The organism is Nocardioides lentus, assembly GCF_039529515.1.
GTDB classification, from domain to species: Bacteria; Actinomycetota; Actinomycetes; order Propionibacteriales; family Nocardioidaceae; genus Nocardioides; species Nocardioides lentus.
In genome coordinates this window covers 20,109-46,809 of sequence record NZ_BAAAMY010000006.1, presented here as the reverse complement: position 1 = coordinate 46,809, position 26,701 = coordinate 20,109, and the positions used below count along the sequence as shown (strand labels likewise).

The window sequence follows — 26,701 nt, the reverse complement described above, 5'->3', positions numbered from 1 at the left end:
GCGGCCGCCGGAGCCGTCGCCGTCCTGCGCGTCGGAGTCGTCGTCCGAGCCGTCCGCGTCGTCGGAGTCGTCGGAGTCGCGGGAGTCGCGGGAGTCGTCGGAGCCGGAGTCGTCCGGGGACTCGGAGCCGGGCGTGGTGTCCGCCGCGACCTCGGCGTCGTCCGTGGGCTGCGTCGCGGTGGCCTCGGCCTCGTCGAGGGCCAGCGGCGCGGTCTCGCCGTCCTCGTCCGGGTCGGCCTCGAGCTCGTCCGCGGGGACGGCGGCGGGCGCGGCCGCGGTCGGGTCGGGCGCCTGGAACAGCGGCGCGGCGGCGGGACGGCCGGCGCGGCGGCGCGAGCGGCCGACCGAGCGGGTCGGCTCGGCGTCGGGGGCCTGCTCCTCCGCCGCGGGCGCCTCGGTGGCGGCCTCGACAGCGGGCTCGACGGCGGGCTCGGGGGCGGGCTCGGGGGCGGGCTCGACGGCGGCGTTCTCGGGGGCGTTCTCGAGGGCGTTCTCGGGGGCGGCGTCGCCGCCCGCCTTCTTCGCGGCCTTCTTCGTGGTCTTCCTGGCCGTCGTCTTCTTCGCGGCCGCCTTGGTGGCGGTCGTCTTGGCGGCGGACTTCTTCGCGGCGGTCTTCTTGGCGGTCCGGGCGCGCGTGGTCACCACGATCTCGCTCCCGCCCTCCGCGGGCGCGGCGTCGGGCGCGGCGTCGGGCGCGGCGTCCGGGGTCGCGGCGGGCGGCTCGAGCCCGGGCAGCGTCTCGGCGGCCGCGGGCTCGGTGGCCGCGGGCTCGGTGGCCGCGGGCTCGGTGGCCGCGGGCTCGGCCTTCTTCGATGCGGTCTTGCGGGGGGCGCCCGCCTTGCGGGTCGCGCGCTTGCGGGGCGGAGGCGCCTCCTCGGCGCCGGGCCGCTCGGCCGGCGGTGCGCCGGCCTCCGCGGGGGTGGTGGTCTCGTTCGCGTCGGTGGGTTCGTCGTTGAGCACGTGCTCTCCTCGACCGGGCTCGCGCACCGGTCCTGTCCGACGTCGTCGCACGAGGTCGGGACCGGGGCGGCGACGCTAAGCCTTCGTGGCCGGCGACACCCTCCGCGGTGCGTCACGTCGGCGGGCCGTACCTGCCGCGGTCGCCGTACCGGTCGCGTCGCTGTCACCGACGTGGCCGGCCGCGTCGCGGTCCGGTGACGGTCCGTCCCCGTGTGCCGATGGCCCGTGGTCCGCCGGCGAGAACGTCGTCGGGGCGCCAGGATCTGCTCCCGGCGACCTGCGGGGAGTATCGCACACGCTCAGGCCGCCGGCCTCACTCCGACGCGGCCAGCGGGTCGGCGACCGAGCCGTCCTCGCGCAGCGGTCCCTGGGCCAGGCGCGTCAGCAGCGGGCGCGGGCCGAGGTCCGCGCCGCTGGCCGTCCGGAGGCCGGAGAGGACGTCCTCGGCCCGCACGGCGGGCTCGGTGTGGCGCAGCACGAGCGCCAGCCCGCACCCCGCGCCGGATTCCGCGCCGGATCCCGCGCCGGTCCCGGCGACCTCCGGGGGCACGACCTCGAGGGACACGACGGCGGCGCGGGCGTCGAAGGTGCGGGGGCCGCGCTTGGTGACGCGCTCGACGAGCACCTCCTCGCGGGCCAGGAAGGCGGCGACGGCGCCGGCCACGGTCCCCCGGTCGAGCGCCCCCGGGAGGGCCACCCGCCACACGCTCGCCTCCAGGAGCGGCGCCAGCGCGCCCCCGGGCGACTCCACGACCTCCAGCACGTCGAGGCCGTCGGGCAGCGAGTCGGCCAGGGCCGCCCTCACGGCGGCGGGGTCGCTGACCTCGGCCAGCCCGATCTCGAGGTACTCCGCCTCGCTGGCCGCGCCCGTGGGGGCGGCGCCGGCGTAGGAGATCCGCGGGTGGGGGTGGAAGCCGGAGGACCAGGCCATCGGGATCCGGGCCCGGGCCACCGCTCGTTCGAAGACGCGACTGAAGTCGCGGTGGCTGGAGAAGCGCAGGCGACCGCGCTTGGCGTAGCGGACGCGGAGCCGCTGCACCGGCGGGGCCTGCTGCTCGGGCTGCTCACGCACGGCCCGACGCTAGCGGGCGCCCCGCGCGCCCGACGCTCAGGGCAGGCGGGCACCCCTCATCTGCGGGGAGCTGTAGACCGAGCCGACCACCTGGCCGTCGAGCCAGGTCGTGAGGCGCTCGGCCTCGGCGGCGAGCGCGGCGGCGGCCTCCGCGGGCAGGTCGGCACGTGGGACCACGACGACGACCCCGTCGGGGTCCTGCACCCAGCAGCCCACGACGCGTCCGTCCCACCAGGCGGTGGTCCCGGCGTTGCCCTGGGTGTCGAAGAGGAAGGGCCGGTCGGCCGGGTCGAGGTAGAAGTCCCGCTCCTTCCAGCCCATCGTGGTGGGGTCCAGCACGGGGAGCAGGGAGGCCCAGGGCCCGGGCGGACCGACGGGGTCGGTGTCGTCGGGGCGCAGCCAGCCGGTGCCGCCCCCCTCGAGCGCGACCTCGACGGCGCCGAGGTCCGCCAGCGCCCGTCGTACGGCGGACTTCGTGGCGCCGAGCCACCACACCAGGTCGGCCTCGGTGCCGGGGCCGAACGACCACAGCCAGCGCTCGACCAGGGCGGCGTAGCCCTCGGCCTCGCCGAGCGGCTCCGGCGTCGGGCCCAGCCAGGTCGCCATCGGCGTCCACCGTGGGCGCGAGACCCGCCAGTGCCCGCCGTTGTGGCCGCGGACCAGCAGCCCGCGGGCCCCCAGCAGCGTGAGCAAGCGGGAGGCGACCGCGGCCTCGCCGGCGTAGGCGCCGGACCCCTGCAGGACACGGGCCTCGAGCACCGGCAGCTGCTCACGCAGCGAGCGGGCGTCGAGCTCGCCCTCGCGGGCGAGGTGGTCGAGCACCGCGGCCCCGGCCTGCTCGAGCCAGGCGGTGCCGTCGGCGCCGACCCCGGAGCGCTCGACGTCGGCGGCGAGGCGGCGCAGCTCGGTGCCTGCGACCCGCGCCGACGCGCTGCCCCAGGCGGCGGGCAGCAGCTCGCGCGGGAACACGAACAGCGTGCGCCGCATCGCGAGCTGCTTGACCAGCGTGCGGTCCTCGTGGAGGCACCGCTCGACGTCGGCGACGGTGAGGCCGGGCACCCGGGCCTGCAGGGAGAGGTGCACGGTCGCGGGCTCGGTGGCGTGCAGCACGGTCAGGGCACGGGTGGCGGCCACCGGGTCGGGGTGGCGGTGCTCGGGGTGCAGCCCGTGCCGCCGGGCCAGGCGCGCGCGGCGCTCCTCGTCGTCGACCAGCCTCACCCGCCGACCGTAGCGAGGTCGGCCGGGCCGTGCCGAGGACGCGGGTGGCATGCTCGCCCCGTGCTGCACTCCCCCGGGCGCTCGGGCCCTCGTACGGCGGCCCCGTGGCTGGTGCTGACCGGGATCGTCATGGTCGCGCTCAACCTGAGGCCGGCCGCCGTCAGCGTGGGGCCCGTCCTCGCGGAGGTCCGGGACGACCTCGGCATGACCGGCCTGACGGCGGGGCTGCTGACCTCGCTGCCGGTGGTCGCGTTCGCGGTCTTCGGGGCGGCCTCGCCGCTGGCGGCGCGCCGGATCGGGCCGCACCGGGTGACGCTGGTCAGCCTCCTGCTGCTGACGGCCGGGCTCACCGGACGGGCGCTCGTCGACAGCCAGGTGGCGTTCCTCGTGCTCTCCGTGGTCGCGCTCGCGGGCATGGCGTCGGGCAACGTGCTGCTCCCCGCCCTGGTCAAGCACCACTTCGGCGACCGCGTCGGCCCCGTCACCGCGGCGTACACGACCTCGCTGGCGATCTTCCTCACCGCGAGCCTGACCCTCACCGTCCCGATCGCCGACCTGGGCGGCTCCTGGCGCTGGGGGCTCGGGGCGTGGGCCGTGGTCTCGCTGGTCAGCGCGGTCCCGTGGCTGCTGCTGTGGCGGGAGGACGGCACCCGCGCCGGCGAGGACGCCGACCGCGCCCCCGAGGCCCCGGTCCGGCTCGTGACCGTGCTGCGGACCCCGCTGGGGCTGTGCATGGCCGGGATGTTCGGCTTCCAGGCCCTGCAGGCCTACGCCCTGTTCGGCTGGTTCCCGCTGCTGTGGCGCGAGGCCGGCTACTCCCCCACCGCGGCCGGCGCGCTCGTCGGGCTGCTCGCGGCGGTCAGCATCCCCACGTCGTTCTGGCTGCCGCGGGCCGCGGCGAGGCGGGAGAGCCAGGTCGGGCTCTGCCTGGCGGTGTGGGCCTGCTACCCCGTCGGCTACGCGATGGTGCTCGTCGCGCCGTACACGCTGGCGATCCCGGCCGCCCTGGTGCTCGGCCTGGGGGCCTCCCTGTTCCCCCTGGTCCTCACCCTGGTCGGCCTGCGCAGCCGGACGGCGTCCGGCACCTCGGGGCTCTCCGCCGTCACGCAGTCCGGGGGCTACGTGATCTCCGCGGCGGGGCCGCTGACCGTCGGCGCGCTGCACGACACCACGGGCGGCTGGACCTGGCCGGTGCTGTTCCTGATCGCCACGGCGCTGCCGCTCGCGGGCTTCAGCCTCGTCACCGGTCGGCCCGGCCACGTCGAGGACCAGCTCGCCCGGCGCGCCGATTCGGCCGAAGCACCACGAAGAACAGTTGGCCCTTCCTAGGATCGACCGCACGGGGCCGGTCCGGGCCCCGCGGAGGCAGGAGGTGGCGCGGTGTCCCCCTCACTCGGCGCCGTCCCGCCCACCTGGTGGCGCGCGCTCCTGGCCGTCGGGGTGGCGCTGCTGGTGGTCGAGTTCACCGTGCCGGCCCTCGAGGACGTCGCGTACGTCGCGATCGGCCTGCTCGGGGTGGTGGGCCTGGGCGTCGGGGTCCGGCTCAACCAGCCGCGTCACGCGGCGCCGTGGTGGGCCTTCGTGGCGGGCCTGTCGCTGTGGGTCGTCGCGGACCTGCTGCTCGCGCTCGGCCGGGACGGGCTCTCGGACGCCGCGTTCGCCGCCGGCTACGCGCCGCTGACCCTCGGCCTGGTGCTGCTGGCCCGCGTCCGGACGGCGGGTCGCGACCTGGCCGGGCTCCTGGACGCGGTCATGCTGGCCCTGGCGCTGACCGTGGCGTTCCTGGCCCTCCTCGGCTGGCCCGTCGTCGCCTCCGGGGACTTCTCGGCCTCCCAGACCGCCGTCGAGCTCGCCTTCGTGGCCGGGGACCTCCTCCTGCTCGCGGGCCTCGTGCGGATCGCGACGAGCCCGGGCGGCTGGGTGCTGCCGATGCGCCTGCTGGCCGCCGCCATCGCGCTGGTGGTCGCCGCCGACGCCCTGTCCCTCGCCCTGCGCCTGTACGGCGGGGTGGCGGAGCCGCGGCTCCCCGACGTCCTCTACCTGCTGTCCTACCTCGCGTGGGGCGCGGCCGCCCTGCACCCCGGGATGCTCGTGCTCACCGAGCGTGGCCGGCCCCAGCCGATGGCGCTGGGGCGCGCGCGGCTCGGGGCCCTCGGGCTCGCGGTCGTGACGCCGACCGTGTGCCGCGCCGTGCAGACGCTCACGGAGCTGCGGGCCACCCCCTGGACCGTCGTCCTCGGGACGTTCGTGATCACCGGCCTGGTCCTGGTGCGGCTGCGGCTCGCGTTCACCGAGGTCGAGGCCGCCCACGACGAGTCCACCGCCCTGCGCGACCAGCTCTCCCACGAGGCCACCCACGACGGGCTCACCGGCCTGCCGAACCGGGCCCGCGGCCTCGTGCTCGTCGAGTCCGCGCTGAACCGCGTCTTCGCCGGTGGCGGCAGCGTGTCGGTCCTCTTCATCGACCTCGACGGCTTCAAGCAGGTCAACGACACCTTCGGCCACCGCGCCGGCGACGTGCTGCTGCAGCGGGTCGCCGAGCGGCTGCGGGCGGCGATGCGTGACGGCGACACCGCCATCCGCCTGGGCGGCGACGAGTTCGTGGTGGTCGTCGAGGCGCTGCCCGACTCGGACGCCGCGATGGCGCTGGCCCGCCGGCTGATCACGACGATCTCCGAACCCGTGACCCTGGGGTCGCTCGGCACCGCCAAGGTCGGTGCCAGCATCGGCGTCTCGCAGTGCTTCGACGGCACCACCGACGCGGTCACCCTGCTCGACGAGGCGGACATGGCCGCCTACCGCGCGAAGGCCGGCGGGCGGGGGCGGGCCGAGCTGTTCGACCCGGCGATGCGGGCGGCGGCCCGGGAGGCCGAGAGCCTCGCCTCGGACCTGCGCCGCGCGGTGGTCGACGACCGCCTCGAGCTGCGCTACCAGCCGATCGTGGACGCCCACACCGGCCGGGTGCGCAGCTGGGAGGCACTGGTGCGCTGGAACCGTCCGGGGCACGGCCTGCTGACGCCGGGCTCGTTCCTGCCCGTGGCCGAGCGCTCCGAGCTGATCCGTGACATCGACCGCTGGGTGGTGCGGGCCGCGACCGCCCAGCTGAGTCGCTGGACCACCGACCTCGGACGCGACGACCTCGCCGTCCACGTCAACGTCTCGGACCGCCAGCTGCGCCGCGACGGCCTGGTCGCCGACGTCGCCGACGCCCTCGCCGCGTCCGGGCTGGCGGGCTCCCGCCTCGTGCTCGAGATCGACCACGCCAGTGCCCTCGCGGACCCCCGGGCGACCGCCCACCTGGCCGAGGTCCGCGAGCTCGGGGTGCGGGTGGCGTTCGCGGACTTCGAGGCCGGGTTCCGCTCGCTGCTCGCGCTGCCCGACGCGCCCGTCGACCTGGTGAAGATCGGCTCGGACTTCCTGCACGTCGGCACCACCGAGCACGACAAGCTGCTCCACCTGGTCATCCAGGGCGTCCGCGCCGTCGGGCTGGACGTGATCGCCGAGGGGGTCGAGCGGGCCGACCAGCTCGCGACCCTGCGCGCCCTCGACTGCGCGATGGTGCAGGGCTACCACCTGGCACGGCCCATGACGACCGCCAAGGCCGGCGCCTACCTGCAGGAGGCGGCGCTCGACCCCTTCAGCGGTCTGCAGCCACGAACGCCGGGCTGAGACCGCCCAGCACCGCGTCGACCTCCGCGGCCGGCACGGCCGGCGACCAGCGGAACCCCTGCCCCAGCCGGCAGCCCAGCTCGCGGGCCCGGTCGGCGTGCGCGCGGGTGGCCACGCCCTCGATGACGGTGTCGAGCCCGAGGTCCGCGGCGATGGACACCACCGCGCGCACGACGCTGTCGCCGCGACCGCCGAGGGCCTCGGTGAAGAACCGGTCGACCTTCAACCCGTCGACGGGCAGCTCCACCAGCTGGCGCAGCTCGGACCAGCCCGTGCCGAAGTCGTCGAACCAGACCTCGAAGCCCTGCTCGCGGGCCTCGGCCAGCTCGCGGGCGTTGCGGACCACGTCCGCCGGCCGGACCGACTCCGTCAGCTCGAGCTCGACCGTGGCCGGCGGCACGCCGGCCGCGGTGACCACGGCCGCGATGTCGTCGAGCCAGCCGGGCCGGTCGAGGTGGCGGCCCGAGACGTTGACGCTCACCCGCAGGTCGGGGCGCGTCCGCTGCCACCGCGCGAGGTGGGTCACCGCGTCCCGCAGGATCGTCATGTCGAGGGTGTCGACGAGGCCGGCCTGCTCGGCCAGGGGGACGAACTCCCCCGGCGAGACGAGCGACCCGTCGGCCGTGCGCCAGCGGGCGAGGGCCTCGAAGCCCACGAGCCGCTCCCCCTCGAGCTCCACGATGGGCTGGAACCACGCCTCGACCTCGCCGTCCGCGAGCGCCGAGCGCAGCCGCGCGACCGCGGCACGGTCCGGGGGCGGGCCGAGCAGGCGGAGCAGGTCGAGCTGGTCGGCGAGCACCTCGGCGAAGGCGCCCACCGAGTCCTGGTCGAGCGCGACGTCACGACCCTCCGGCGGGCCGGCGAGGCAGAGCACGCCGACCACGGCACCGGTCGGGTCCCACATCCGCGCGCCGACGTACGACGGGCCCGGGTCGCGTCCCGCGGCGACCTCGGCGGCCGCGACGAGCAGGGCCTCGCGACCCACGCCGTGGTGGGTGATGACGCGGAGCGCCGGCCGCTCCTGCGACCCGCCAGGGTCGACCAGGCACGCGATCGCGCTGTCGTAGCCGGCGGACCGGGCCGCCAGGGCTGTCACCCGCCCTGCGCCGCCGTGCAGCGCGCGCTGCGACCCGTCGATCGTCATGTGACGAAGGGTAGGGCAGCAGCCCCTCCCTGCTGGGCCGTTCGCACGGGTCCGGTGCCCGTGCGCTCGCCGCGGCGGCCGGCGGGCCGACTCAGACGACTGAAAGAGGCAGCAGCTGGCGACCGGTCGGCCCGACCTGGATCTCGGTGCCCATCTCGGGGCAGACGCCGCAGTCGTAGCAGGGCGTCCAGCGGCAGTCCTCGACGTCGACGGCGTCGGGGTCCAGCGCGTCCTCCCAGTCGGCCCAGAGCCAGTCCTTGTCGAGGCCGGAGTCGAGGTGGTCCCAGGGCAGCACCTCGTCGTAGCCCCGCTCGCGGGTGGTGTACCAGTCGAGGTCGACCCCGGTGCCGGCCAGCGCGGTCTCGGCGGCCGCGGCCCAGCGCTCGTAGGAGAAGTGCTCGCTCCAGCCGTCGAAGCGGGCGCCGTCGCGCCAGGCCTGCTCGATGACGCGCCCGACACGGCGGTCACCGCGCGAGAGCAGTCCCTCGACGATGCCGGGCTGGCCGTCGTGGTAGCGGAACCCGATGGCGCGGGCGTACTTCTTCTGGCTGCGGACCGCCTCGCGCAGCTTGCGCAGCCGCTCGTCGGTGGTCTCGGGGTCGAGCTGGGAGGCCCACTGGAACGGGGTGTGCGGCTTCGGCACGAACCCGCCGATGGACACGGTGCAGCGGATGTCGTTGCGGCCCGAGACCTCGCGGCCGGTGTCGATGACGCGGGTGGCGAGGTCGGCGATGGCGAGGACGTCCTCGTCGGTCTCGGTCGGCAGCCCGCACATGAAGTAGAGCTTCACCTGGCGCCAGCCGTGGGAGTACGCGGCCGCGACCGTGCGGATCAGGTCCTCCTCGGTGACCGCCTTGTTGATCACCTTGCGCATCCGCTCGCTGCCGCCCTCGGGGGCGAAGGTCAGGCCCGAGCGGCGACCGTTGCGGGAGAACTCGTTGGCCAGCGAGATGTTGAACGCGTCGACCCGCGTGCTCGGCAGGCTGAGCGAGACGCCCTGGTCCTCGTAGCGGTCGGCCAGCCCCTTGGCGACCTCGCCGATCTCGGTGTGGTCGGCGCTGGAGAGGCTCAGCAGGCCGACCTCGTCGAACCCGGAGGCCTTCACGCCGGTGTCGACCATCGCGCCGATGGTCTCGATGCTGCGCTCGCGCACGGGCCGGGTGATCATGCCGGCCTGGCAGAAGCGGCAGCCGCGCGTGCAGCCCCGGAAGATCTCGACGCTGAACCGCTCGTGGACGGTCTCCGCGACCGGCACCAGGGGCTTCGCCGGGTAGGGCCAGGCGTCGAGGTCCATCAGGGTGTGCTTGCGGACGCGGTGCGGCACGCCGGGGGTGTTGGGCACCACGGCGGCGATCGAGCCGTCGGGGCGGTAGGCGACGTCGTGGAAGCGGGGCACGTAGACGTTGCCGGACACCGCGAGGCGACGCAGGAGCTCCTGGCGACCGCCGGGGCGACCCTGCGCGGTGTGCTCGCGCACGACGTCGGAGATCGCGAGCACGACCTCCTCGCCGTCGCCGAGGACCGCGGCGTCGAGGAAGTCCGCGACGGGCTCGGGGTTGAAGGCCGCGTGGCCGCCCGCCAGCACCACCGGGTCCGCGTCGGTGCGGTCGGCCGCGTGGAGCGGGATGCCGGCGAGGTCGAGCGCGGTGAGCATGTTGGTGTAGCCGAGCTCGGTGGAGAAGCTGATGCCGAGGACGTCGAAGTCCCGCACCGGGCGGTGGGCGTCGACGGTGAACTGCGGCACGCCCTGCGCCCGCATCACAGCCTCCATGTCGGGCCACACCGAGTAGGTGCGCTCCGCGACGATCCAGTCCCGCTCGTTGAGGACCTCGTAGAGGATCTGCACGCCCTGGTTGGGCAGCCCCACCTCGTAGGCGTCGGGGTACATCAGCGCCCAGCGGACCTCGGTGCCGGGCCACGCCTTCACGGTGCTGTTGAGCTCGCCGCCGACGTACTGGATCGGCTTGCTCACGTCGGCCAGGTGCGGCTCGAGTCGGTCGAAGACGGAGGCGGGCTCCTGCTCGGGGGACACGTGAGGACCTCTCTCGGACGGGCGTGCGGACCGGCCCACTCTACGGGCGCCGGGGGCGCGGGTCCTCAGCGCGCGGGCGTACGACGGGGCGCGGTGTAGCGGGTGGGGGCGACGGCGTGGGTGCGCAGGTGGATGTTCATCAGCAGGCCGACGGCGAGCAGGCCCGCGAACATCGACGACCCGCCGTAGGACACGAAGGGCAGGGGCACGCCGGTGACCGGCATGATGCCCAGGCACATGCCGATGTTCTGGAAGGCCTGGAAGCCGAACCAGCAGGCGATGCCGCCGGCGGCGATCCGGCCGAAGACGTCGTCGGACTCGGTCGCGATGACCAGCGCCCTCCAGACGACCACGCCGAGCAGGGCGATCAGCAGCCCGGCGCCCACCAGGCCCAGCTCCTCGCCGGCGACGGTGAAGACGAAGTCGGTGTGCTGCTCGGGCACGAACCCCGCCCGGGTCTGCGAGCCGTCGAACAGGCCCTGGCCGAACAGGCCGCCGTTGCCGACCGCGATCCGGGCCTGCTCGGTGTTGTAGCCGGCGCCGCGGGGGTCGAGGTCGGGGTCGGTGAAGGCCAGGAAGCGGTCGACCTGGTAGTCGGCGAGGACCCCCGCCGCGACCGCGACGACCGCGAGGGCCACGCCGGTGCCCGCGAGCCCGACCAGCCAGCGGCGCGGCGCGCCCGAGATCGCCAGCACCCCGAAGACGGTGGCGGCCAGCACGAGCATCGTGCCCAGGTCGGGCTGCAGCAGGATCAGCGCGGCGGGCAGGCCGGCGATGACGAGCATCCCGACGACCTCGAAGGACCGGACGCCGCGGCGCCACGAGCCCTCGGCCCGCTCGGCGACCAGCAGCGCCATGCCGATCACGACGGCGAGCTTGGCGAACTCGCTGGGCTGCACCGACAGCACGCCCAGGTCGATCCAGGAGCGTGAGCCGTTGATCGTCGAGCCCATCACGAGCACCAGCACGAGCCCGACCAGCGAGGCGAGGTAGACCACGGGCGCGACGATGCGGATCCACCGGTGGTCGGTGGCCAGCACCAGCACGAACAGCACCGACCCGACCGCCACGTTGACGAGCTGGCGGCGCAGGTAGGCCTGGGGGTCGCCACCGGTCAGGTCGTCGCGACCGACGGTCGCGGACCACACCAGCAGGGTGCCGACGACGATCAGCGCGGCGACGGCGCCGAGCAGCCACCAGTCGAGGCGCGGCGCCCGGAGGCCGGGCCGCGTCCCGGGCCGCAGCCCCGGACGGGACGGCGCCCGCGCGGGGACCCGGCCCGAGGGACGGTCGAGCAGGCTCACGAGTCCTCCTGGCGGTCCGGGCGCGGCGGCAGGATCGAGCCGTCGTCGGCGAAGGTGGGCAGCGCGTCGGGCGCGACGACGCCGGGGATCGCGGCCTCGCTCGGCACCACGCGCTCGCCGTCCACGCCGTAGAGGGACTCCCAGATCTTGCGGATCGCCGGCCCGGAGGTGCCCGAGCCGGTGCCGCCCTGGCTGACCATCATCACGACCACGTAGTCGTCGGAGTATGACGCGACCCAGGAGGTCGACTGCTTGCCGTAGACCTCCGCGGAGCCGGTCTTGGAGCGGATCGGCACGTCGGCCAGCGGGAAGCCGCCCATCCGCCACGCCATCGTGCCCACCGAGGTGACGTTGCCGAGCGCGGCGTCGACGTAGTCGCGCAGCTGCGCGGGCATGTCCACGCGGGCGGACACCGTGGGCTCGATCTCCCGCACGACGCGTCCCGACGGCGACACGACGGCCTTGCCGACCCGGGGGGCCATGAGGTTCCCGCCGTTGGCGATCGCGCCGTAGGCGCGGGCGAGCTGCAGGGGCGTCACGATGGTGTCGCCCTGGCCGATGGAGAAGTTCACCGCGTCGCCGGCGCGGTACCAGCCGCCCTCGACGCAGAACTCGCGGGCGAAGCGGTGCAGGAAGTCCTCGCCGGGCTCCTCGCCGATCCCGCAGTAGTAGTCCTTCTGCGTGCGGTAGTACTCCTGCTTCCACCGCCGGTCGGCGATGCGACCGGTGGCCTCGCCGGGCAGGTCGATGCCGGTGCGGCGGCCGAAGCCGAACTCCTTCGCCTCCTCGACCAGCGGGTCGGGCGCGTCGACGTCCGTCGGGTCGGACCCCAGGCGCTGCCAGTAGTCGTAGCCGATCCGGTAGAAGAACGTGTTGCAGGAGACCTCGAGCGCCTTGTCGAAGCCGATCGAGCCGTAGGCGCCGGACTCGTAGTTGTTGAAGGCCCGGTTGCCGACGGTGAACGAGCTCGAGCAGTCCAGCCGGGTGTCGGTGCTGTAGCCGTGGGTCAGGGCGCCCATGGTCATGAACGGCTTCCACGTCGAGCCGGGCGCGAACTGGCCCTGCGTGGCGCGGGAGAGCAGCGGCGTGCCGGCGTCCTCGGAGTAGAGCCGGTCGAGCTGGTCGGTGGTGATGCCGCCGGTCCACACGTCGGGGTCGTACGTCGGCTGGCTGGCCATGGCCACGACGCGGCCCGTGTCGGCCTCGAGGACGACGGCGGCGCCCGCGTCCGCGACGTACGGCGTGCCCGTGACGGTGTCGACGGTCGAGCGGGCGGTCTCGATGGTCTGGGCCAGCTGGCGCTCCACCACGCCCTGCACGCGGGCGTCGATCGACGTGACCAGCGTGTCGCCGGGGCGGGCGCGGGTCGCGCCGTCCTCGCCGAGCACGCGGCCCATGGAGTCGACGGCCACGCGGCGGTAGCCCGGCATGCCGCGCAGGAAGCGGTCGTACTGCTTCTCCACGCCGGCGCGCCCGACCGTCGAGGCGCCGTTGACGGAGCGGTCCTCGGCGGCGTCGGCCTCGTCGAGCTCGGCCTCGGTCACCGGTGAGAGGTACCCGAGCAGGTGGGCGCCGTTGACGCCGTACGGGCGGGGGTAGGCCCGCAGCCGCTGCTTCTCGACCAGCACCGCCGGGTAGTCCTCGGCCTGCTCCATCAGTCCGAGCGCGGTGCCCTGCTCGAGGTCGCTGGCCACCGGCACGGGCTGGTACGGCGAGCCGTTCCAGCAGGTGCCCTCCTGCGAGCCGGGGTCGCCGCAGTCCAGCAGCGTCGCCCGCACGCGGCGCAGCGGCAGGTCCACGGCCTCCGCGAGACGCTCCAGCAGCCGCTCCTGGGGCCCGGGGTCCATCCGGTCGAGCAGCGAGCGGTCCACCGAGACGGTCCACGAGGTGCGGTTGGCGACGAGGGGGCGGCCCTGCGCGTCCACGATCAGCCCGCGGGGCGGCTGCACGACGACCTCGCGCACCGACTGGGAGGCCGCGCGCGCCTGGTACTCCTCGCCGTCGAGGACCTGCAGGTAGTAGAGGCGGGCCAGCAGGGTCGCGAAGAGCGAGAACACCAGGGCCTGCACCACGATCAGCCGCAGCCGGCTGCGACGGGACGCCGTCACGTCAGCACCCGCTCCGTGCGACGGCCGCGCTCGCGCTCGGTGTCGAGGCGCCGCACCACGGCCAGCACCACCGGCAGCACGAACGGCGTGGCCACGACGTCCAGCACGAGGGCCACGAGGATCACCGTGAGCAGGTCGCCGATGCCCATCACGGGGTCGCCGAGCACGAGGCCGCTGAGCGCGAAGACCGACGTGCCGACGAAGGACGCGGCGGCGACGGTGAGGACCACCGAGCCGGCGGAGGGACGCACGTCGGCGGTCTGGGCGGTGCGGACCCGCCCGACGAGCCAGCCGACGACGACGAGCGCCAGCGCCCACCGCCCCGCCACGTGGTCGGCGGGCGGCGCCAGGTCGAGCGCGACGCCGGCGACGAAGCCGAGCAGCGCCCCGAACTCGGGCCCCCGCACGAGCGCGGCCCCGACCACCACCAGCAGGCAGAGGTTGGGCACGACGCCCTGCCAGGCGACGTGGCCCAGCACGCTGGACTGCACCAGCAGCGCGACCAGCACCAGTCCGAGGGCGACGGCGGCGCGCAGCGCCCTCATCGGGCCCTCACCGGATGCTCCCGTCGGCCTCGAGCACGCCCCGGTCGCTGCGCGTTCCCGAGGGCACGGCCACGCCGACGAGGTCGAGGGAGCTGAAGTCCACGAACGGCTCGATCTCGGCGAACTTCGCGGTCTCGCGCGGGCTGCTCCACACCTGCTGCACGCGCCCGATCGGCACCCCGGCGACGTACGGCGCGCCGCCGTCGCTGCCCCAGGTGACCACCGTGTCGCCCTCCGCGGGCACCACGGAGCCGTCGACGAGGTCGAGCGTGAGGCGCCCGCCGTCCTCGATGGCGCCGCGGCCGCGCAGGAAGCCGATCTCCATGCTCTCGCCGACCCGGCCGCCGACGACGGACTCGGGGTCCATCACCAGCAGCACGGTGGCGGTGGTGCGGGTGGTGCGCAGCACCCGGCCGACGAGGCCGTCGTTGTCGATCACGGTCATGTCGGGCGTGACCCCGGCCCGCTCCCCCGCGTCGATGGTCACGGTGCGGGAGAACGACTGCATCGGACCCATCGCGACCACGCGGGCCGGGACGAGCGTGAAGCCCCCGTCCTGGGCGGCGCGGGTCAGCCCGTCGAGCTCGGCGAGCCGGTTGCGGTCGAGCCCGCTGGTGGCCGCCTCCTGGCGCAGCCGGGAGTTCTCGGCCTCGAGCGCGGCGACGTCCTCGCGCAGCGAGGACTGGGTGCGCAGCCACTCCGGCACGGCCGTGAACGGCCTCACCAGGCCGGCGGCGCCGGACTGCAGCGGGCCCACGGCCTCGCCGACGACCTCGCGGCCGGCCTCGACGGGCCCGTCGGTCTGCTGGTCGAGGGTGATCAGGCACGCGCAGGCGAGCAGCAGCGCGACCAGCAGCGCCCGCGACGGGGTGGGCCCGTCGAGGCGGCCGGCGCCGCGCCAGCGTCGTTCGCGTCCCCGGTAGGGGTTGGTGGGTGCGGTCATCCGAACCGCCGCGGCTCGGAGACCAGCACCTGCTGGAGCGCCTCGAACTCCTCGACGCAGCGCCCGGCGCCGAGCGCCACGGAGGTCAGCGGGTCCTCGGCCACGTGCACCGGCATCCCGGTCTCGTGGCGCAGGCGCTCGTCGAGCCCCCGCAGCAGCGCGCCGCCGCCGGTGAGCACGATGCCGCGGTCCATGATGTCGCCGGCCAGCTCGGGCGGCGTGGAGTCGAGGGTCGAGCGGACCGCGTCGACGATGTCGTGCAGCGGCTCCTCGATCGCCTGGCGCACCTCGGCGCTGGAGACGGTCACCGTCCGCGGCAGGCCGGAGACCATGTCGCGACCCCGGATCTCGGCCTCGGGCTCGGTGGGCAGCGGGAACGCCGAGCCGAGGGTGGTCTTGATCTCCTCGGCCGTGCGCTCGCCGAGCAGCAGCGAGTACTCCTTCTTCATCCAGGCGATGACGGCCTGGTCGAGCTCGTCGCCCGCCGTACGGATGCTCAGCGAGGTGACGATGCCGCCGAGGCTGATGACCGCGACCTCGGTCGTGCCGCCGCCGACGTCGACGACCATGTTGCCGGTGGCCTCGTGGACCGGGAGCCCCGCGCCGATCGCGGCGGCCATGGGCTCCTCGACGATGTAGACCCGGCGGGCGCCGGCCTGGTACCCGGCCTCCTTGACCGCGCGCTGCTCGACCGCGGTGATGCCGCTCGGCACGCACACCACGAGCCGGGGCTTCGCGAAGTAGCGACGGCGGTGCACCTGCTGGATGAAGTAGCGCAGCATCTGCTCGGTGGCCTCGAAGTCGGCGATGACGCCGTCCTTGAGGGGTCGGATGGCCGCGATGTTGTCCGGGGTCCGCCCGATCATGCGCTTGGCCTCGTGACCGACCGCGAGGATCTCGCCGGTGGAGTCGTTGAGCGCCACCACGCTGGGCTCGTCGAGCAGCACGCCACGCCCGCGGACGTAGACGAGCGTGTTGGCGGTCCCGAGGTCCACGGCCATGTCGCGGCCGATGAAGCTGTTCGGCATGGTGGCTGCCTCGCAGGTCCTTCTCGTGTGGGGAAGTACGGCCCGGCACGCACCGGACCCGCCCCGACACTAGGAGCGCCGACTCCCCCGATCCGGGAGGCACGCCGAGCCCCACCGCCGCGGCTCGCGCCCGTTCACACGCGCACCGGGCGCACCACGGGCCTCACGCGCACCACGGTCCCGCGACGGCTCGGAGCCGTCTCAGAGGTGCGGGAACCAGAGCCCGATCTCGCGCTCGGCGGACTCGGGCGAGTCGGAGCCGTGGACGAGGTTCTCGCGGTTGGACAGCGACAGGTCCCCGCGGATGGTGCCCGGCGCGGCCTTGCGGCCGTCGGTGGCGCCGTTCAGGGCACGGACGACCTCGATCGCCTCGTCGCCCTCGACGACCAGGGCGACCAGCGGGCCGCTGGTGACGAAGTCGCGCAGCGGCGGGTAGAAGTCGCGCTCGACGTGCTCGGCGTAGTGCCGGTCGGCCTGGGCGGCGTCGATGGTGCGCAGCTCCATGGCGACGAGCGCCAGGCCCTTGGCCTCCAGGCGGGACAGCACCTGCCCGACGAGACCCCGACGGACGGTGTCGGGCTTGAGCAGGACGAGGGTGCGCTGCGACATGCGCGCACCCTAGCGCCCGCGCACCCCGTCCCCGGGCCGGGTGATGATGGGTCCGTGCACGACGAGCCGGTACGACGGGTGGCCGTCCTCGGCCACGGGCCGCGGGCCGACGCGCTGCGCGCCGCGCTCGCCGACGCGGTGCCGGGGGTGGGCGTGGTCGCCGTCTCCGGGGACGGCGTGAGGGGGCCCGCCGACCTGGCCGGGATCGACGGCGTCCTGGTCGCGACGACCGGCTCCGAGCGCGCGGCGACCGTCCTGGCCTGCCTGGCCGCCGCCGTGCCCGTGCTCGTCGACCCGCCGCTGGCCGGGGACCCCGACACCGCGGCGGCGCTCGTCGAGGCCGCGGCCCGCGCCGAGGCGACGGTGGGCCCGGGGGCGCTGCGGGTCGGGTTCGCGCGCCGCCACGACCCCCGCTTCCGCGACCTGCGGGCGCACCTCGCCGCCGGTGCCGTCGGCGAGGTGCGGCTGGTGCGGGCGGTCGAGGTCCGCGAGGGGCCCGGCCCTCTCGGGGCCGGGGAGGCGGCCGGGGCCCGGGTGCTCGCCGTGGCCCTCGACACCCTCGCCTGGCTGCTGGACGACAGCGTGGCAGCGGTGCGGTGCGAGGACCACGGCGACCTGTGCCTCCTCACCGCCACGACCCGCGACGGACGCACGCTGGACCTCGAGGTCGGCGACGGTGCGGACGGTGACGGCGAGGTCCGCTGGGAGGTGGTCGGCTCGGACGGCTCCGCGGAGCTCCTGACCCGGGCGGCCTGGCTCGCCGAGGCCGACCGGATCCTGCTCGTCGCGTGGGCGCGCCAGCTGGGCGGGGCCACCCCCATCGCCGCCGGCCCGGCCGACGGCCTCGCCGCCGACCGGGCGGTCGCCGCGGCCAGGGCCTCGCTGGACGCCGGCACCGGCGTCCCCGTCGTCCCCCGCTGACACCGGGGGCCGTCCCAGCCCTCGACCAGCCCGGTGACGCGGCGGGCCCGGTCGTGATGGGCTGGGTGAACACTGTTCACCGAGCCCGGGAGCGCGGATGGCCGAGGCCGGCACGAGTGCCGACGACCTGTTCGCGCCGGCCCGCCCGACCGACGGCCCCGTGGCGCTGCGGATCGGGGTGCTCGGGGCGACCGGGACCGGCACGGCGCCGCTGCGGGCGCTGGCGGCCAGCGTCCCGGGCGCCCGGGTCGTGGCCGTCGCCGACGACCCCGGGGACACCGCCGGGCCCGCCCGGCTCGCCGAGCTGGCCGAGCTGGCGGGCGCCGCGGTCCTCGACCGTGCGGCCCTGCTCGCGGGCGACCTGGACGACGGGCTCGACGGCGTCGTGGTCGCGACACCCGACCCCGCGCCCGCGCTGCTGGACTGCCTCGAGGCCGGGCTCCCGGCGTACGTCGTGCCGGTGGCGGCCGACCCCGCCGACCTGCGGGCGGCGGTCAGCCTCGAGGACGCGGGTGGGCGCCGGCTGGTGCAGACCGGGTTCCTGCGCCGCCACGACCCCGCACACCTGGCCCTGCGTCGCGCGGCCGGCGGGCTCGGCGCCGTCCGGGTGCTGCGGGGCGCGGACCGCGGCGGCCCCGGCTCGTGGGCCGACCAGGCGCTGGCCGGCCTGGACGCGGCGGCCTGGCTGGTCGGGGGGTCGCCGGTCGGGGTGCGGGTCGACCACGCGGAGCCCGGCGGTCCCGTGCTCCTCACGGCCCGGGTCACGGACCCGCACGTGCCGGGGCCGGCCCCGGGAACCGTGGTCGCCCGCCTCGAGGTGCACCCGCGGCCGCGCGGCGGGCACGACGTGCGCTGCGAGCTGGTCGGCGCCCGGGCGACGACCGGCCTCGCGGCCCCGCCCGCCGTCCGGCTGGTCGCGGGCGGGCGAGCACGGACGGCCCTGCCCCCGGGCGCCGACGCCCGCTTCGCCGACGCCACCCGCACGGGCCTCTCGGCCTGGGTGCGCTCGGTCCGGACCGGCCGCGGCGCCGGCGCCTCGCTGTGGGACTACTACGTCGCCGCGGAGGCCGTCGCCGCCGCACGGGCCTCCTGGGACGGCCGGACGTCGGTCCGGGTCGACCCCGGCCCCCGCCCCGCGGTGTACGACGTGCCGCACCGCGTCGTCGCTCAGGCGGCGGGGCCCCGGCCCTCCCGCTGAGCCCGCGCGGCCGCCACGAGGCTGGGGGCGAGGGGCAGCGACGGCAGGACCGTCGCCTGGTAGGCGTGGTAGACGTCGGGGCGACCGGTCCACACGTGCGCCGAGGGCCGGTTGCGGGCGTCCAGCTCGTGGCGCCAGGAGCCGTCGGCGTCCACGACGTGCGCCCGGGCGTGGTCCCACCAGCGCGCGTGGTCCGCGAGCGCGCCCGGCTCGCCCGTGACGGCGTGACGCACCCAGGCGGCACCGATCGCCTCGGCCAGCACCCAGTGCATCCGCAGCCGGACGACGGGCACGTCCGCGAAGTCGGTGGTGTAGACGAAGCCGGGAGCCCCGTCGACGTGCCAGCCGCGGGCGACGGCGGCGTCGTAGAGGCTCGTCGACGCGGGCAGCAGCCACCCCGGCGCGCCGGCGCCGAGCGCGTGCCGCAGGCCGAGCAGCAGCCGCGACCACTCCAGCAGGTGCCCGACGGTGACGCCGTAGGGGCGGAACGGGTGGTCGGGCTGGTCGCGGTGGTGCTCGAGGTCGGGGACCCAGCGGGCGTCGAAGTGCTCGGGCAGGCGCCAGTGGTGGGCGCGGGCGACGCCGTCGACGAGCCGGGTCGCGATCGCGAGGGCACGCGCGGTCCAGCGGGGGTCGCCGGTGACGTCGGCCACCGCGGTGAACGCCTCGACGGCGTGCATGGCGGCGTTGCCGCCGCGGTAGTCCTCGAGGGTCGTGAAGCCGGCGTCCCAGGCCTCGACGACCATCTCCTGGTCGGGGTCCCAGAAGCGCTGCTCCACCACCGCGAGGACGTCGTCGAGCAGCACGGCACCGTCGGGGTGGCCGGCGGCGGTGGCCGACGCGGCGGCGAGCGCGACGAACGCATGGGTGTAGGCGTCCTTGGGTCCCTCGGGCCGGTCCGCCACGGCCAGCCAGCCGCCGCGGTCGTCGTCGCGCAGCAGCCCGCGTAGGGCCCGCACCCCGTGGTCGACGAGGTCGCCGGCGCCGTCCCGTCCGCGCAGGTGGGCGAGAGCGGCGACGTGGGTCATCCGGGCGCCGACCCAGGTCTCGGGGGCCCGCCCGGGGGTGCGGCGGCCGCGGTCGTCCAGCCACCCGAACCCGCCGGCCGGGTCGACCGCCCGGGTCACGAGGTCGAGCAGCCGCTCCTCGGCGGCCGCGGTCGTGCCGGCGTCGGGCACGCCCGGCGTCGGGCCGCTCGCGGGCACGGGCCTAGGCCTCGCTCGGCCCGCGCTGCGCCTCGTAGGCCGCCCAGGCCGCCGCGCGCTCGCGCTCGATCTTGCGCCCGAGCAGGTCCGCGGTGGTCCAGAGCGCGGCGAAGACGGCTCCGAGGAAGAACATCGTGGTGACGACGAACCCGAGGCCGACCGCGGCGCCCTGCACCAGGTAGCCGACGCCGTACGCCCACTCGCGGCGCAGCATGCCGGCGAGGAGGATGCAGACCACCGTCAGGCCCAGGCCGACCGCCAGCGCCGCGCCGGTGGGCACGTCCGAGAGGGTGATCATCACCGGCGTCGTGAGGCCGAGCGTGATCGCCTGCAGGGACAGGACGGCGGCGCACATGCCGCGCCGCGGCGACCGCTCCCCCGCCCGGGGGACGCCGTCGGGCCGCAGCTCGCCGGTGCCGCTCACGACTCCTCCTCGCGCTCCTGCTCGGGCCGACGGCCGCCGCGGCGCGCGAGCAGCGCGCGGGCCTCGCCGACGGTGACGACGGAGCCGGTGACCAGCACCGCGCCGGAGCCGAGCGCGTCGCCGAACGCCTCGCCGGCCTCCGCGAGCGCGGCCGCCTGGTCGATGGCCTCCGGCAGCCGCTCGGCGACCGAGACGCGGGTGTCGCCGAAGATCTCGCGGGCCTGGTCGGCCAGCGTCTCGGCGTCCATCGCGCGCTCGGTCGAGGCGCGGGTGGCGATGACGTGGGCGAGGTGCGGCTCGAGCTCGCCGAGCACGCCCTCCACGTCCTTGTCCGCCATCACGGACACGACGCCGATCAGCGGGGAGAAGGTGAAGGAGTCCGCGATCGCCGCCGCGGTGGCCGCGGCGCCCGCGCGGTTGTGGGCGGCGTCCAGCACCACGGTGGGGCTGCGACGCACGATCTCCAGGCGCCCGGGCGAGGTGAGTCCCGCGACGACCTCGCGCACCAGCTCGTCGTCGAGCGCCCGGCCGAGCAGCGACTCGACCGCCGCGACCGCGACCGCCGCGTTGCGCGCCTGGTGCTCGCCGTACAGCGGCATGAACAGCTCGGCGTACGTCGCGTGGAGCCCGCGCAGCGTGACCTCCTGGCCGCCGACCGCGGGCAGGCGGTGCACGACGCCGAAGTCGACGTCCTCGACGACCGCGGTCGCCCCGACCTCGGCGACACGGTCGGCGAGGACGGCGGCGACGTCGGTGGGCTGGGCGGCGCTGACCAGCACCGAGCCGGGCTTGACGATGCCCGCCTTCTCCCGGGCGATGTCGACGACGGTGTCCCCGAGGTACTGCTGGTGGTCGAGGCTGATCGGCAGGACGACGGCGACGTCGGCGTCGGCGACGTTGGTCGCGTCCCACGACCCGCCCATGCCGACCTCGAGCACGAGCGCGTCCACGGGGGCGTCAGCGAACGCCGCGAACGCCATCCCGACCACCGTCTCGAAGAACGACAGCGGGTGCTCGGCGTCGGCGTCGACGAGGTGGGTGTAGGGCGCGACGTCGTTGAAGACCCGGACGAAGGCGTCGTCGTCGAGCGGCTCACCGTCGATGCTGATCCGCTCGGTGACGCTCTCGACGTGGGGGCTGGTGAACCGTCCGGTCCGCAGCCCGGAGGCACGCAGCAGGTCGTCGACCATGCGGGCCGTGGAGGTCTTGCCGTTGGTGCCGGTCAGGTGCACCACCGGCGCCGAGCGCTGGGGGTCGCCCAGCAGCTCGCAGAAGGCCGCGATCCGGTCGAGCGAGGGTTCGAGGCGGGTCTCCGGCCAGCGGGAGAGCAGGGCGTCGTACGCCTCGGCGAGGGTCTGGGCGGGCCGCGCCTGCGGGGTCTCGGACATCGAGGTCGAGTCTAGGTCCGCCCCCGGTGCGCGCCCGCGGCCCGTCGGCGGGGCCGTCGGTGGAGGCCGTCGGTGGGCCCGCGGCGTCGCGCTGCGGGACGGTCGTGACCACGGTCGTCACGAGGGGGTCGCGGGCGAGGGGCTCCCCCGCCTCCGCCAGGAGCGCGACCGGGTCCCGCCTCGACGGTCGACCGACCACGGTCCGAGGGCGGAAAGGGCCCACGACCTGCGCATACTGGTTTCGGCCAGCTGTCAAGCGATGCGTAGCATCGGGTGCATGACAGCGACACGAGAGCCCGAGCAGTCCACGACGACGCCGCCCGCCGGCGTCGCCGTACCGGACAAGCCGGTGCTCGAGGGCCTGGAGGCCCGCTGGTCGCAGCGCTGGGCCGACGAGGGCACCTACGACTTCGACCGCACGCGCCCCCGCGCGGAGGTCTACTCGATCGACACCCCGCCGCCGACCGTGTCCGGCTCGCTCCACGTCGGCCACGTCTTCTCCTACACGCACACCGACCTGATCGCCCGCTACCAGCGGATGCGCGGCAAGACCGTGTTCTACCCGATGGGCTGGGACGACAACGGCCTGCCGACCGAGCGCCGGGTGCAGAACTACTACGGCGTGCGCTGCGACCCCTCCCTGCCCTACGACGCCGACTTCACCCCACCGGAGAAGCCCGACCCCAAGAAGCAGGTGCCGGTCAGCCGGCCCAACTTCGTGGAGCTGTGCGAGCGACTCGTGGTCGAGGACGAGAAGGCCTTCGAGGACCTCTGGCGGACGCTGGGGCTCTCGGTCGACTGGAGCCAGCACTACACGACCATCGGCCCGAAGGCGCAGACCGCGAGCCAGCGGGCGTTCCTGCGCAACTTCGCCCGCGGCGAGGCCTACCTGCAGGAGGCGCCCACCCTGTGGGACGTGACCTTCCAGACCGCTGTCGCGCAGGCCGAGCTCGAGGCCCGCGACTACCCGGGCGCCTACCACCGCATCGCCTTCCACCGCACCGGTGACGAGGCCTCCGCGGTGCACGTCGAGACCACCCGCCCCGAGCTGGTCGCCAGCGTCGTCGCGCTGATCGCCCACCCCGACGACGAGCGGTACGCCGACCTGTTCGGCACCACGGTCACCTCGCCGGTCTACGGCGTCGAGGTGCCGGTGCTGGCGCACCCCGCCGCCGAGATGGACAAGGGTGCGGGCATCGCGATGTGCTGCACCTTCGGCGACCTGACCGACGTCACCTGGTGGCGCGAGCTGGACCTGCCGGTCCGCACCGTGATCGGGCGCGACGGCCGGTTCACCCGCGAGACGCCCGCCTGGCTGACGTCGGACGCGGCCTCGGAGGCGGCCGCCGCGGCCTACGAGCGGGTGGCGGGCAAGACGGTGTTCTCCGCGCGCGAGGAGACCGTCGCCATGCTGCGGGAGTCCGGCGAGATGGAGGGCGACCCCACCCCCACCCAGCGCATGGCGAACTTCTACGAGAAGGGCGACAAGCCCCTCGAGGTCGTCGCGACCCGCCAGTGGTACATCCGCAACGGTGGTCGTGACCGGTCGCTGCGCTCCGAGCTGCTCGTGCGCGGCGAGGAGATCACCTGGGTCCCGACCTACATGAAGCACCGCTACGACAACTGGGTCGACGGCCTCAACGGCGACTGGCTGATCTCGCGCCAGCGGTTCTTCGGCATCCCGTTCCCGGTCTGGTACCCCCTCGACGACGAGGGCGCGCCCGACTACGACCACCCGCTGATGCCGACCGAGGCCGAGCTGCCCGTGGACCCCTCCACCGACGCGCCCCGGGGCTACGACGAGTCGCAGCGCGGCGTGCCGGGCGGCTTCGTCGGCGACCCCGACGTCATGGACACCTGGGCCACCTCCTCGCTGACCCCGCAGATCGCGGGCGGCTGGGAGGACGACCCCGAGCTGTTCGAGCGGGTCTTCCCCATGGACCTGTGCACACAGGCCCACGACATCATCCGCACCTGGCTGTTCTCCCGCGTGGTGCGCGCCCACCACGAGAACGGCGTCTCGCCGTGGTCGCACGCGCTGGTGTCGGGCTTCGTGGTCGACCCGGACCGCAAGAAGATGTCGAAGTCGAAGGGCAACGTCGTCGTGCCCACCGACATCCTCGACACGTTCGGCGCCGACGCCGTGCGCTGGCGCGCGGCCACCGCCCGCCCGGGCCTGGACTCGCCGTTCGACGAGTCGCAGATGAAGGTCGGTCGCCGCCTGGCGATGAAGGTGCTGAACGCGTCGAAGTTCGTGCTCGGCCGCGTCGCCGGCGCGACCACCGACCCCTTCGCCGTCATCGACCCCGTCGACTGCGCGCTGCTCGGCCGACTCGAGACGGTCGTGCGCCGCTCGACGGACGCCTTCGACGCCTACGACTACACCACCGCCCTCGAGACGACCGAGCGCTTCTTCTGGGAGTTCTGCGACGACTACCTCGAGCTGGTCAAGGAGCGCGCGTACGGCGACCCGGCCGACCCCGGCACCGCCTCCGCGCAGGCGACCCTGGCGCTGGCGCTCGACGTCGTGCTGCGGCTGCTCGCGCCGTTCCTGCCGTACGTGACCGAGGAGGTGTGGTCGTGGTGGCGCGAGGGCTCGATCCACCGCCAGCCCTGGCCCAGGGGCACCGACCTCGGCTCGGCCGCGGCGGCCGCACCCGGGGTCCTGGAGGCCGCCGCCGCCGCCCTGGCCGGCATGCGGGGCGCCAAGTCCCAGGCCAAGGCGTCCATGCGGGCCGAGCTGGCCGTGGCCGTCGTCCGCGGACCGGCCGACCTCGTGACGGCCGCCGAGAGCGCGGCCCGCGACCTGCGGGCCTCGGGTCGCGTCACCGGCGACCTCACCTTCGTGGCCGACGAGGCCGCGCAGACCATCACCGTCGAGGCCACCCTGGCCGAGACCCCTCAGGAAGGGACCGACCGATGAGGCTGTCCACGCGCAACCAGCTGCCCGGCACCGTCGTCTCCGTGACCACCGGCGAGGCCATGGCCGTCGTCAAGGTCCGTCTCGACGGCGGGGAGCACATCACCTCGTCCATCACCAGGGACGCCGTGGCCGACCTCGGCCTCGCCGAGGGCTCGAAGGTCACCGTCCTGGTCAAGTCCACCGAGGTCGCCCTCGGCGTCGAGGACTGAGACCACCGGCACCGTCCACGGACGGCGCCCCCGCTCGTCGAGCGGGGGCGCCGTCCGTGCTCCGTCACCCGACGGCGAGGTCCTTGCGGAGGTGGACGTCCGCCTCTCCCTCGACGGGCACACCGTCCCAGCGGAAGATCTCCCGGTAGCCGCAGCGCTCGTAGAAGCCCGGCCCCTGGAACGTGAACGACGTGACGAAGACCCGCCGCGCACCGCGCGCCGCCGCCGCGCCCTCGAACGCGGCGAGCAGCCGTGCGCCGAGTCGCTCCCCCCGATGGGCCGACGCGACCCAGACCATCTGGATGCCGGCTGCCTCCTGCCAGGTCCACCCGCTGATCCCACCCACCACGTCGCCGTCCCCGGGTCGGCGGGCGGTCACGGTCAGCTCGACGGCGGTCGGGCCGGGCACGGCCGCGTGGTTGTGGCGGTCCAGCTCGTCGGACAACCGCTGGTCGAGGCCCGCGTCGGCGGCGCCGACCTCGATGCTGACCTGCGACACGACCGGCCGTGGCCTCAGGCGGACTTCTTCTTCTTGCTGCTGTCGACCTCGCGGGTGACGAGCGTCGGGGCCTCGTCCTCGAGGACCGTGCCGCGGTCGATGACGACCCGCGCGATGTCGCCGCGCGAGGGCACCTCGTACATGACGTAGAGCAAGGTCTCCTCGATGATCGCGCGCAGGCCCCGGGCCCCGGTGCCGCGCTCCAGGGCCTTCTCGGCGATCGCCTGCACGGCGGCGTCGGTGAACTCGAGCTCGACGCCGTCGAGGTCGAAGAGCTTCTGGTACTGCTTGACCAGGGCGTTGCGGGGCTCGGTGAGGATCGCGACGAGGGCGTCGATGTCGAGCTTGCTGACCGAGGCGATCAGCGGCAGCCGGCCGATGAACTCGGGGATCAGCCCGAACTTCGTGAGGTCCTCGGGACGCACCTGCGCCAGCAGGTCCTCGGCCTCCCGCTCCTCCTTGCCCTGCACCTCGGCGGTGAAGCCGAGGGTCTTGCGGCCCACGCGCTGCTCGACGATGTGCTCGAGGCCGGCGAAGGCCCCGCCCACGACGAACAGGATGTTGGTGGTGTCGATCTGGATGAACTCCTGGTGCGGGTGCTTGCGCCCGCCCTGCGGGGGCACCGACGCCGTGGTCCCCTCGAGGATCTTCAGCAGCGCCTGCTGCACGCCCTCGCCGGAGACGTCGCGGGTGATCGAGGGGTTCTCCGCCTTGCGGGCCACCTTGTCGATCTCGTCGATGTAGATGATGCCCGTCTCGGCCTTCTTGACGTCGTAGTCGGCGGCCTGGATGAGCTTGAGGAGGATGTTCTCGACGTCCTCGCCGACGTAGCCGGCCTCGGTCAGGGCGGTGGCGTCGGCGATCGCGAACGGCACGTTCAGCATCCGCGCGAGGGTCTGCGCGAGGTAGGTCTTGCCGCAGCCGGTGGGCCCGATCACGAGGATGTTGGACTTCGCGACCTCGACGGGCTCGTCCTTGCTGTGCTTGCCGGTCTGGGCGCCGGCCTGGACCCGCTTGTAGTGGTTGTACACCGCGACCGCGAGCGACTTCTTCGCCTGCTCCTGGCCGATCACGTAGGAGTTGAGGAACTCGAAGATCTCGCGCGGCTTGGGGAGCTCCTCCAGCCCGAGCTCACTGCCCTCGGACAGCTCCTCCTCGATGATCTCGTTGCACAGGTCGATGCACTCGTCGCAGATGTAGACACCCGGACCCGCGATCAGCTTCTTGACCTGCTTCTGGCTCTTCCCGCAGAAGGAACACTTCAGCAGGTCCCCGCCATCACCGATGCGTGCCACGAAGGGC

Annotated in this window: 21 protein-coding genes and 1 pseudogene; 6 read left to right on the top strand and 16 right to left on the bottom strand. The window is 75.0% G+C overall.

From position 1 onward, the window contains the following. The 3 genes and pseudogenes from ABD158_RS13565 to ABD158_RS13555 form a co-directional block, all read right to left on the bottom strand. Positions 1–960 (bottom strand): annotated as a pseudogene (locus ABD158_RS13565) (hypothetical protein); the annotation flags it as partial. A 313-nt stretch (positions 961–1,273) separates the two neighbouring features. Next, a complete protein-coding gene (locus tag ABD158_RS13560; protein ID WP_344008053.1) occupies positions 1,274–2,032 on the bottom strand; it encodes a TIGR03936 family radical SAM-associated protein in 759 nt (252 codons plus the stop codon). Positions 2,033–2,068: 36 nt separating this feature from the next. Further along, entirely contained in the window at positions 2,069–3,250 is a 1,182-nt protein-coding gene (locus ABD158_RS13555) for a winged helix DNA-binding domain-containing protein (protein WP_344008052.1), read from the bottom strand. A gap of 60 nt (positions 3,251–3,310) precedes the next feature. On the opposite strand from ABD158_RS13555, the gene ABD158_RS13550 reads away from it, so the two are divergent. Then, positions 3,311–4,579 carry an MFS transporter gene (locus tag ABD158_RS13550; RefSeq protein ID WP_344008051.1) on the top strand — a complete coding sequence of 423 codons (1,269 nt, stop codon included), beginning with the start codon at positions 3,311–3,313 and terminating at the stop codon, positions 4,577–4,579. A 51-nt stretch (positions 4,580–4,630) separates the two neighbouring features. After that, positions 4,631–6,919 carry a putative bifunctional diguanylate cyclase/phosphodiesterase gene (locus ABD158_RS13545; RefSeq protein WP_344008050.1) on the top strand — a complete coding sequence of 763 codons (2,289 nt, stop codon included), beginning with the start codon at positions 4,631–4,633 and terminating at the stop codon, positions 6,917–6,919. Here the strand turns inward: ABD158_RS13545 and ABD158_RS13540 are convergent. The 8 genes from ABD158_RS13540 to ndk form a co-directional block, all read right to left on the bottom strand. Then, positions 6,888–8,063, bottom strand: a complete 1,176-nt coding sequence (locus tag ABD158_RS13540; protein WP_344008049.1) for an EAL domain-containing protein — start codon at positions 8,061–8,063, stop codon at positions 6,888–6,890. The two genes, ABD158_RS13545 and ABD158_RS13540, sit on opposite strands and share 32 nt — an antisense overlap. 91 nt (positions 8,064–8,154) lie before the next feature. Next, positions 8,155–10,095 (bottom strand): TIGR03960 family B12-binding radical SAM protein, encoded by a 1,941-nt coding sequence (locus tag ABD158_RS13535; protein ID WP_344008048.1) that lies wholly within the window; start codon positions 10,093–10,095, stop codon positions 8,155–8,157. 65 nt (positions 10,096–10,160) lie between these two features. Then, on the bottom strand, positions 10,161–11,399 hold the full coding sequence (gene rodA, locus ABD158_RS13530) for a rod shape-determining protein RodA (RefSeq protein ID WP_344008047.1): 1,239 nt from the start codon (positions 11,397–11,399) through the stop codon (positions 10,161–10,163). Further along, positions 11,396–13,507, bottom strand: coding sequence for a penicillin-binding protein 2 (gene mrdA / locus ABD158_RS13525; RefSeq protein WP_344008046.1), 2,112 nt, complete (start codon positions 13,505–13,507; stop codon positions 11,396–11,398). The genes rodA and mrdA overlap by 4 nt, the downstream gene beginning before the upstream one ends. Further along, complete coding sequence (gene mreD, locus ABD158_RS13520) at positions 13,504–14,052, bottom strand: rod shape-determining protein MreD (protein WP_344008045.1); 549 nt, start codon at positions 14,050–14,052, stop codon at positions 13,504–13,506. Before mreD ends, mrdA begins: the two co-directional genes overlap by 4 nt. Before the next feature lie 7 nt (positions 14,053–14,059). Next, positions 14,060–14,995, bottom strand: coding sequence for a rod shape-determining protein MreC (gene mreC, locus ABD158_RS13515; RefSeq protein WP_344008044.1), 936 nt, complete (start codon positions 14,993–14,995; stop codon positions 14,060–14,062). Beyond that, complete coding sequence (locus ABD158_RS13510; protein ID WP_344008043.1) at positions 14,992–16,023, bottom strand: rod shape-determining protein; 1,032 nt, start codon at positions 16,021–16,023, stop codon at positions 14,992–14,994. The genes mreC and ABD158_RS13510 overlap by 4 nt, the downstream gene beginning before the upstream one ends. Positions 16,024–16,224: 201 nt before the next feature. Continuing rightward, on the bottom strand, positions 16,225–16,632 hold the full coding sequence (gene ndk, locus ABD158_RS13505) for a nucleoside-diphosphate kinase (protein WP_344008042.1): 408 nt from the start codon (positions 16,630–16,632) through the stop codon (positions 16,225–16,227). Positions 16,633–16,686: 54 nt separating this feature from the next. Between ndk and ABD158_RS13500 the strand changes: the two genes are divergently transcribed. Both ABD158_RS13500 and ABD158_RS13495 read left to right on the top strand, forming a co-directional pair. Continuing rightward, the gene (locus ABD158_RS13500; protein WP_344008041.1) at positions 16,687–17,553 is read left to right on the top strand and encodes a Gfo/Idh/MocA family oxidoreductase; all 867 of its coding nucleotides are present in this window, start codon (positions 16,687–16,689) and stop codon (positions 17,551–17,553) included. A gap of 97 nt (positions 17,554–17,650) precedes the next feature. Beyond that, entirely contained in the window at positions 17,651–18,751 is a 1,101-nt protein-coding gene (locus ABD158_RS13495) for a Gfo/Idh/MocA family protein (protein WP_344008040.1), read from the top strand. Here the strand turns inward: ABD158_RS13495 and ABD158_RS13490 are convergent. The 3 genes from ABD158_RS13490 to ABD158_RS13480 are packed head-to-tail and all read right to left on the bottom strand — an operon-like array spanning position 18,721 to position 21,768. After that, positions 18,721–19,956, bottom strand: a complete 1,236-nt coding sequence (locus tag ABD158_RS13490; protein ID WP_344008039.1) for an AGE family epimerase/isomerase — start codon at positions 19,954–19,956, stop codon at positions 18,721–18,723. The genes ABD158_RS13495 and ABD158_RS13490 overlap by 31 nt on opposite strands. 4 nt (positions 19,957–19,960) lie before the next feature. Further along, on the bottom strand, positions 19,961–20,380 hold the full coding sequence (locus ABD158_RS13485) for a DUF4233 domain-containing protein (RefSeq protein ID WP_344008038.1): 420 nt from the start codon (positions 20,378–20,380) through the stop codon (positions 19,961–19,963). Beyond that, positions 20,377–21,768 carry a bifunctional folylpolyglutamate synthase/dihydrofolate synthase gene (locus ABD158_RS13480; RefSeq protein ID WP_344008037.1) on the bottom strand — a complete coding sequence of 464 codons (1,392 nt, stop codon included), beginning with the start codon at positions 21,766–21,768 and terminating at the stop codon, positions 20,377–20,379. The genes ABD158_RS13485 and ABD158_RS13480 overlap by 4 nt, the downstream gene beginning before the upstream one ends. 277 nt (positions 21,769–22,045) lie before the next feature. Between ABD158_RS13480 and valS the strand changes: the two genes are divergently transcribed. Beyond that, positions 22,046–24,691 carry a valine--tRNA ligase gene (gene valS, locus ABD158_RS13475; RefSeq protein ID WP_344008036.1) on the top strand — a complete coding sequence of 882 codons (2,646 nt, stop codon included), beginning with the start codon at positions 22,046–22,048 and terminating at the stop codon, positions 24,689–24,691. After that, positions 24,688–24,900 carry a TOBE domain-containing protein gene (locus ABD158_RS13470; RefSeq protein ID WP_344008035.1) on the top strand — a complete coding sequence of 71 codons (213 nt, stop codon included), beginning with the start codon at positions 24,688–24,690 and terminating at the stop codon, positions 24,898–24,900. The genes valS and ABD158_RS13470 overlap by 4 nt, the downstream gene beginning before the upstream one ends. 64 nt (positions 24,901–24,964) lie before the next feature. Here the strand turns inward: ABD158_RS13470 and ABD158_RS13465 are convergent, their stop codons facing one another. Together ABD158_RS13465 and clpX are read right to left on the bottom strand one after the other, a co-directional pair. Beyond that, positions 24,965–25,399, bottom strand: coding sequence for a GNAT family N-acetyltransferase (locus tag ABD158_RS13465; RefSeq protein ID WP_344008034.1), 435 nt, complete (start codon positions 25,397–25,399; stop codon positions 24,965–24,967). Between the two features lie 14 nt (positions 25,400–25,413). Further along, a complete protein-coding gene (clpX, locus tag ABD158_RS13460) occupies positions 25,414–26,694 on the bottom strand; it encodes an ATP-dependent Clp protease ATP-binding subunit ClpX (RefSeq protein WP_344008033.1) in 1,281 nt (426 codons plus the stop codon). Positions 26,695–26,701 lie beyond the last annotated feature (7 nt).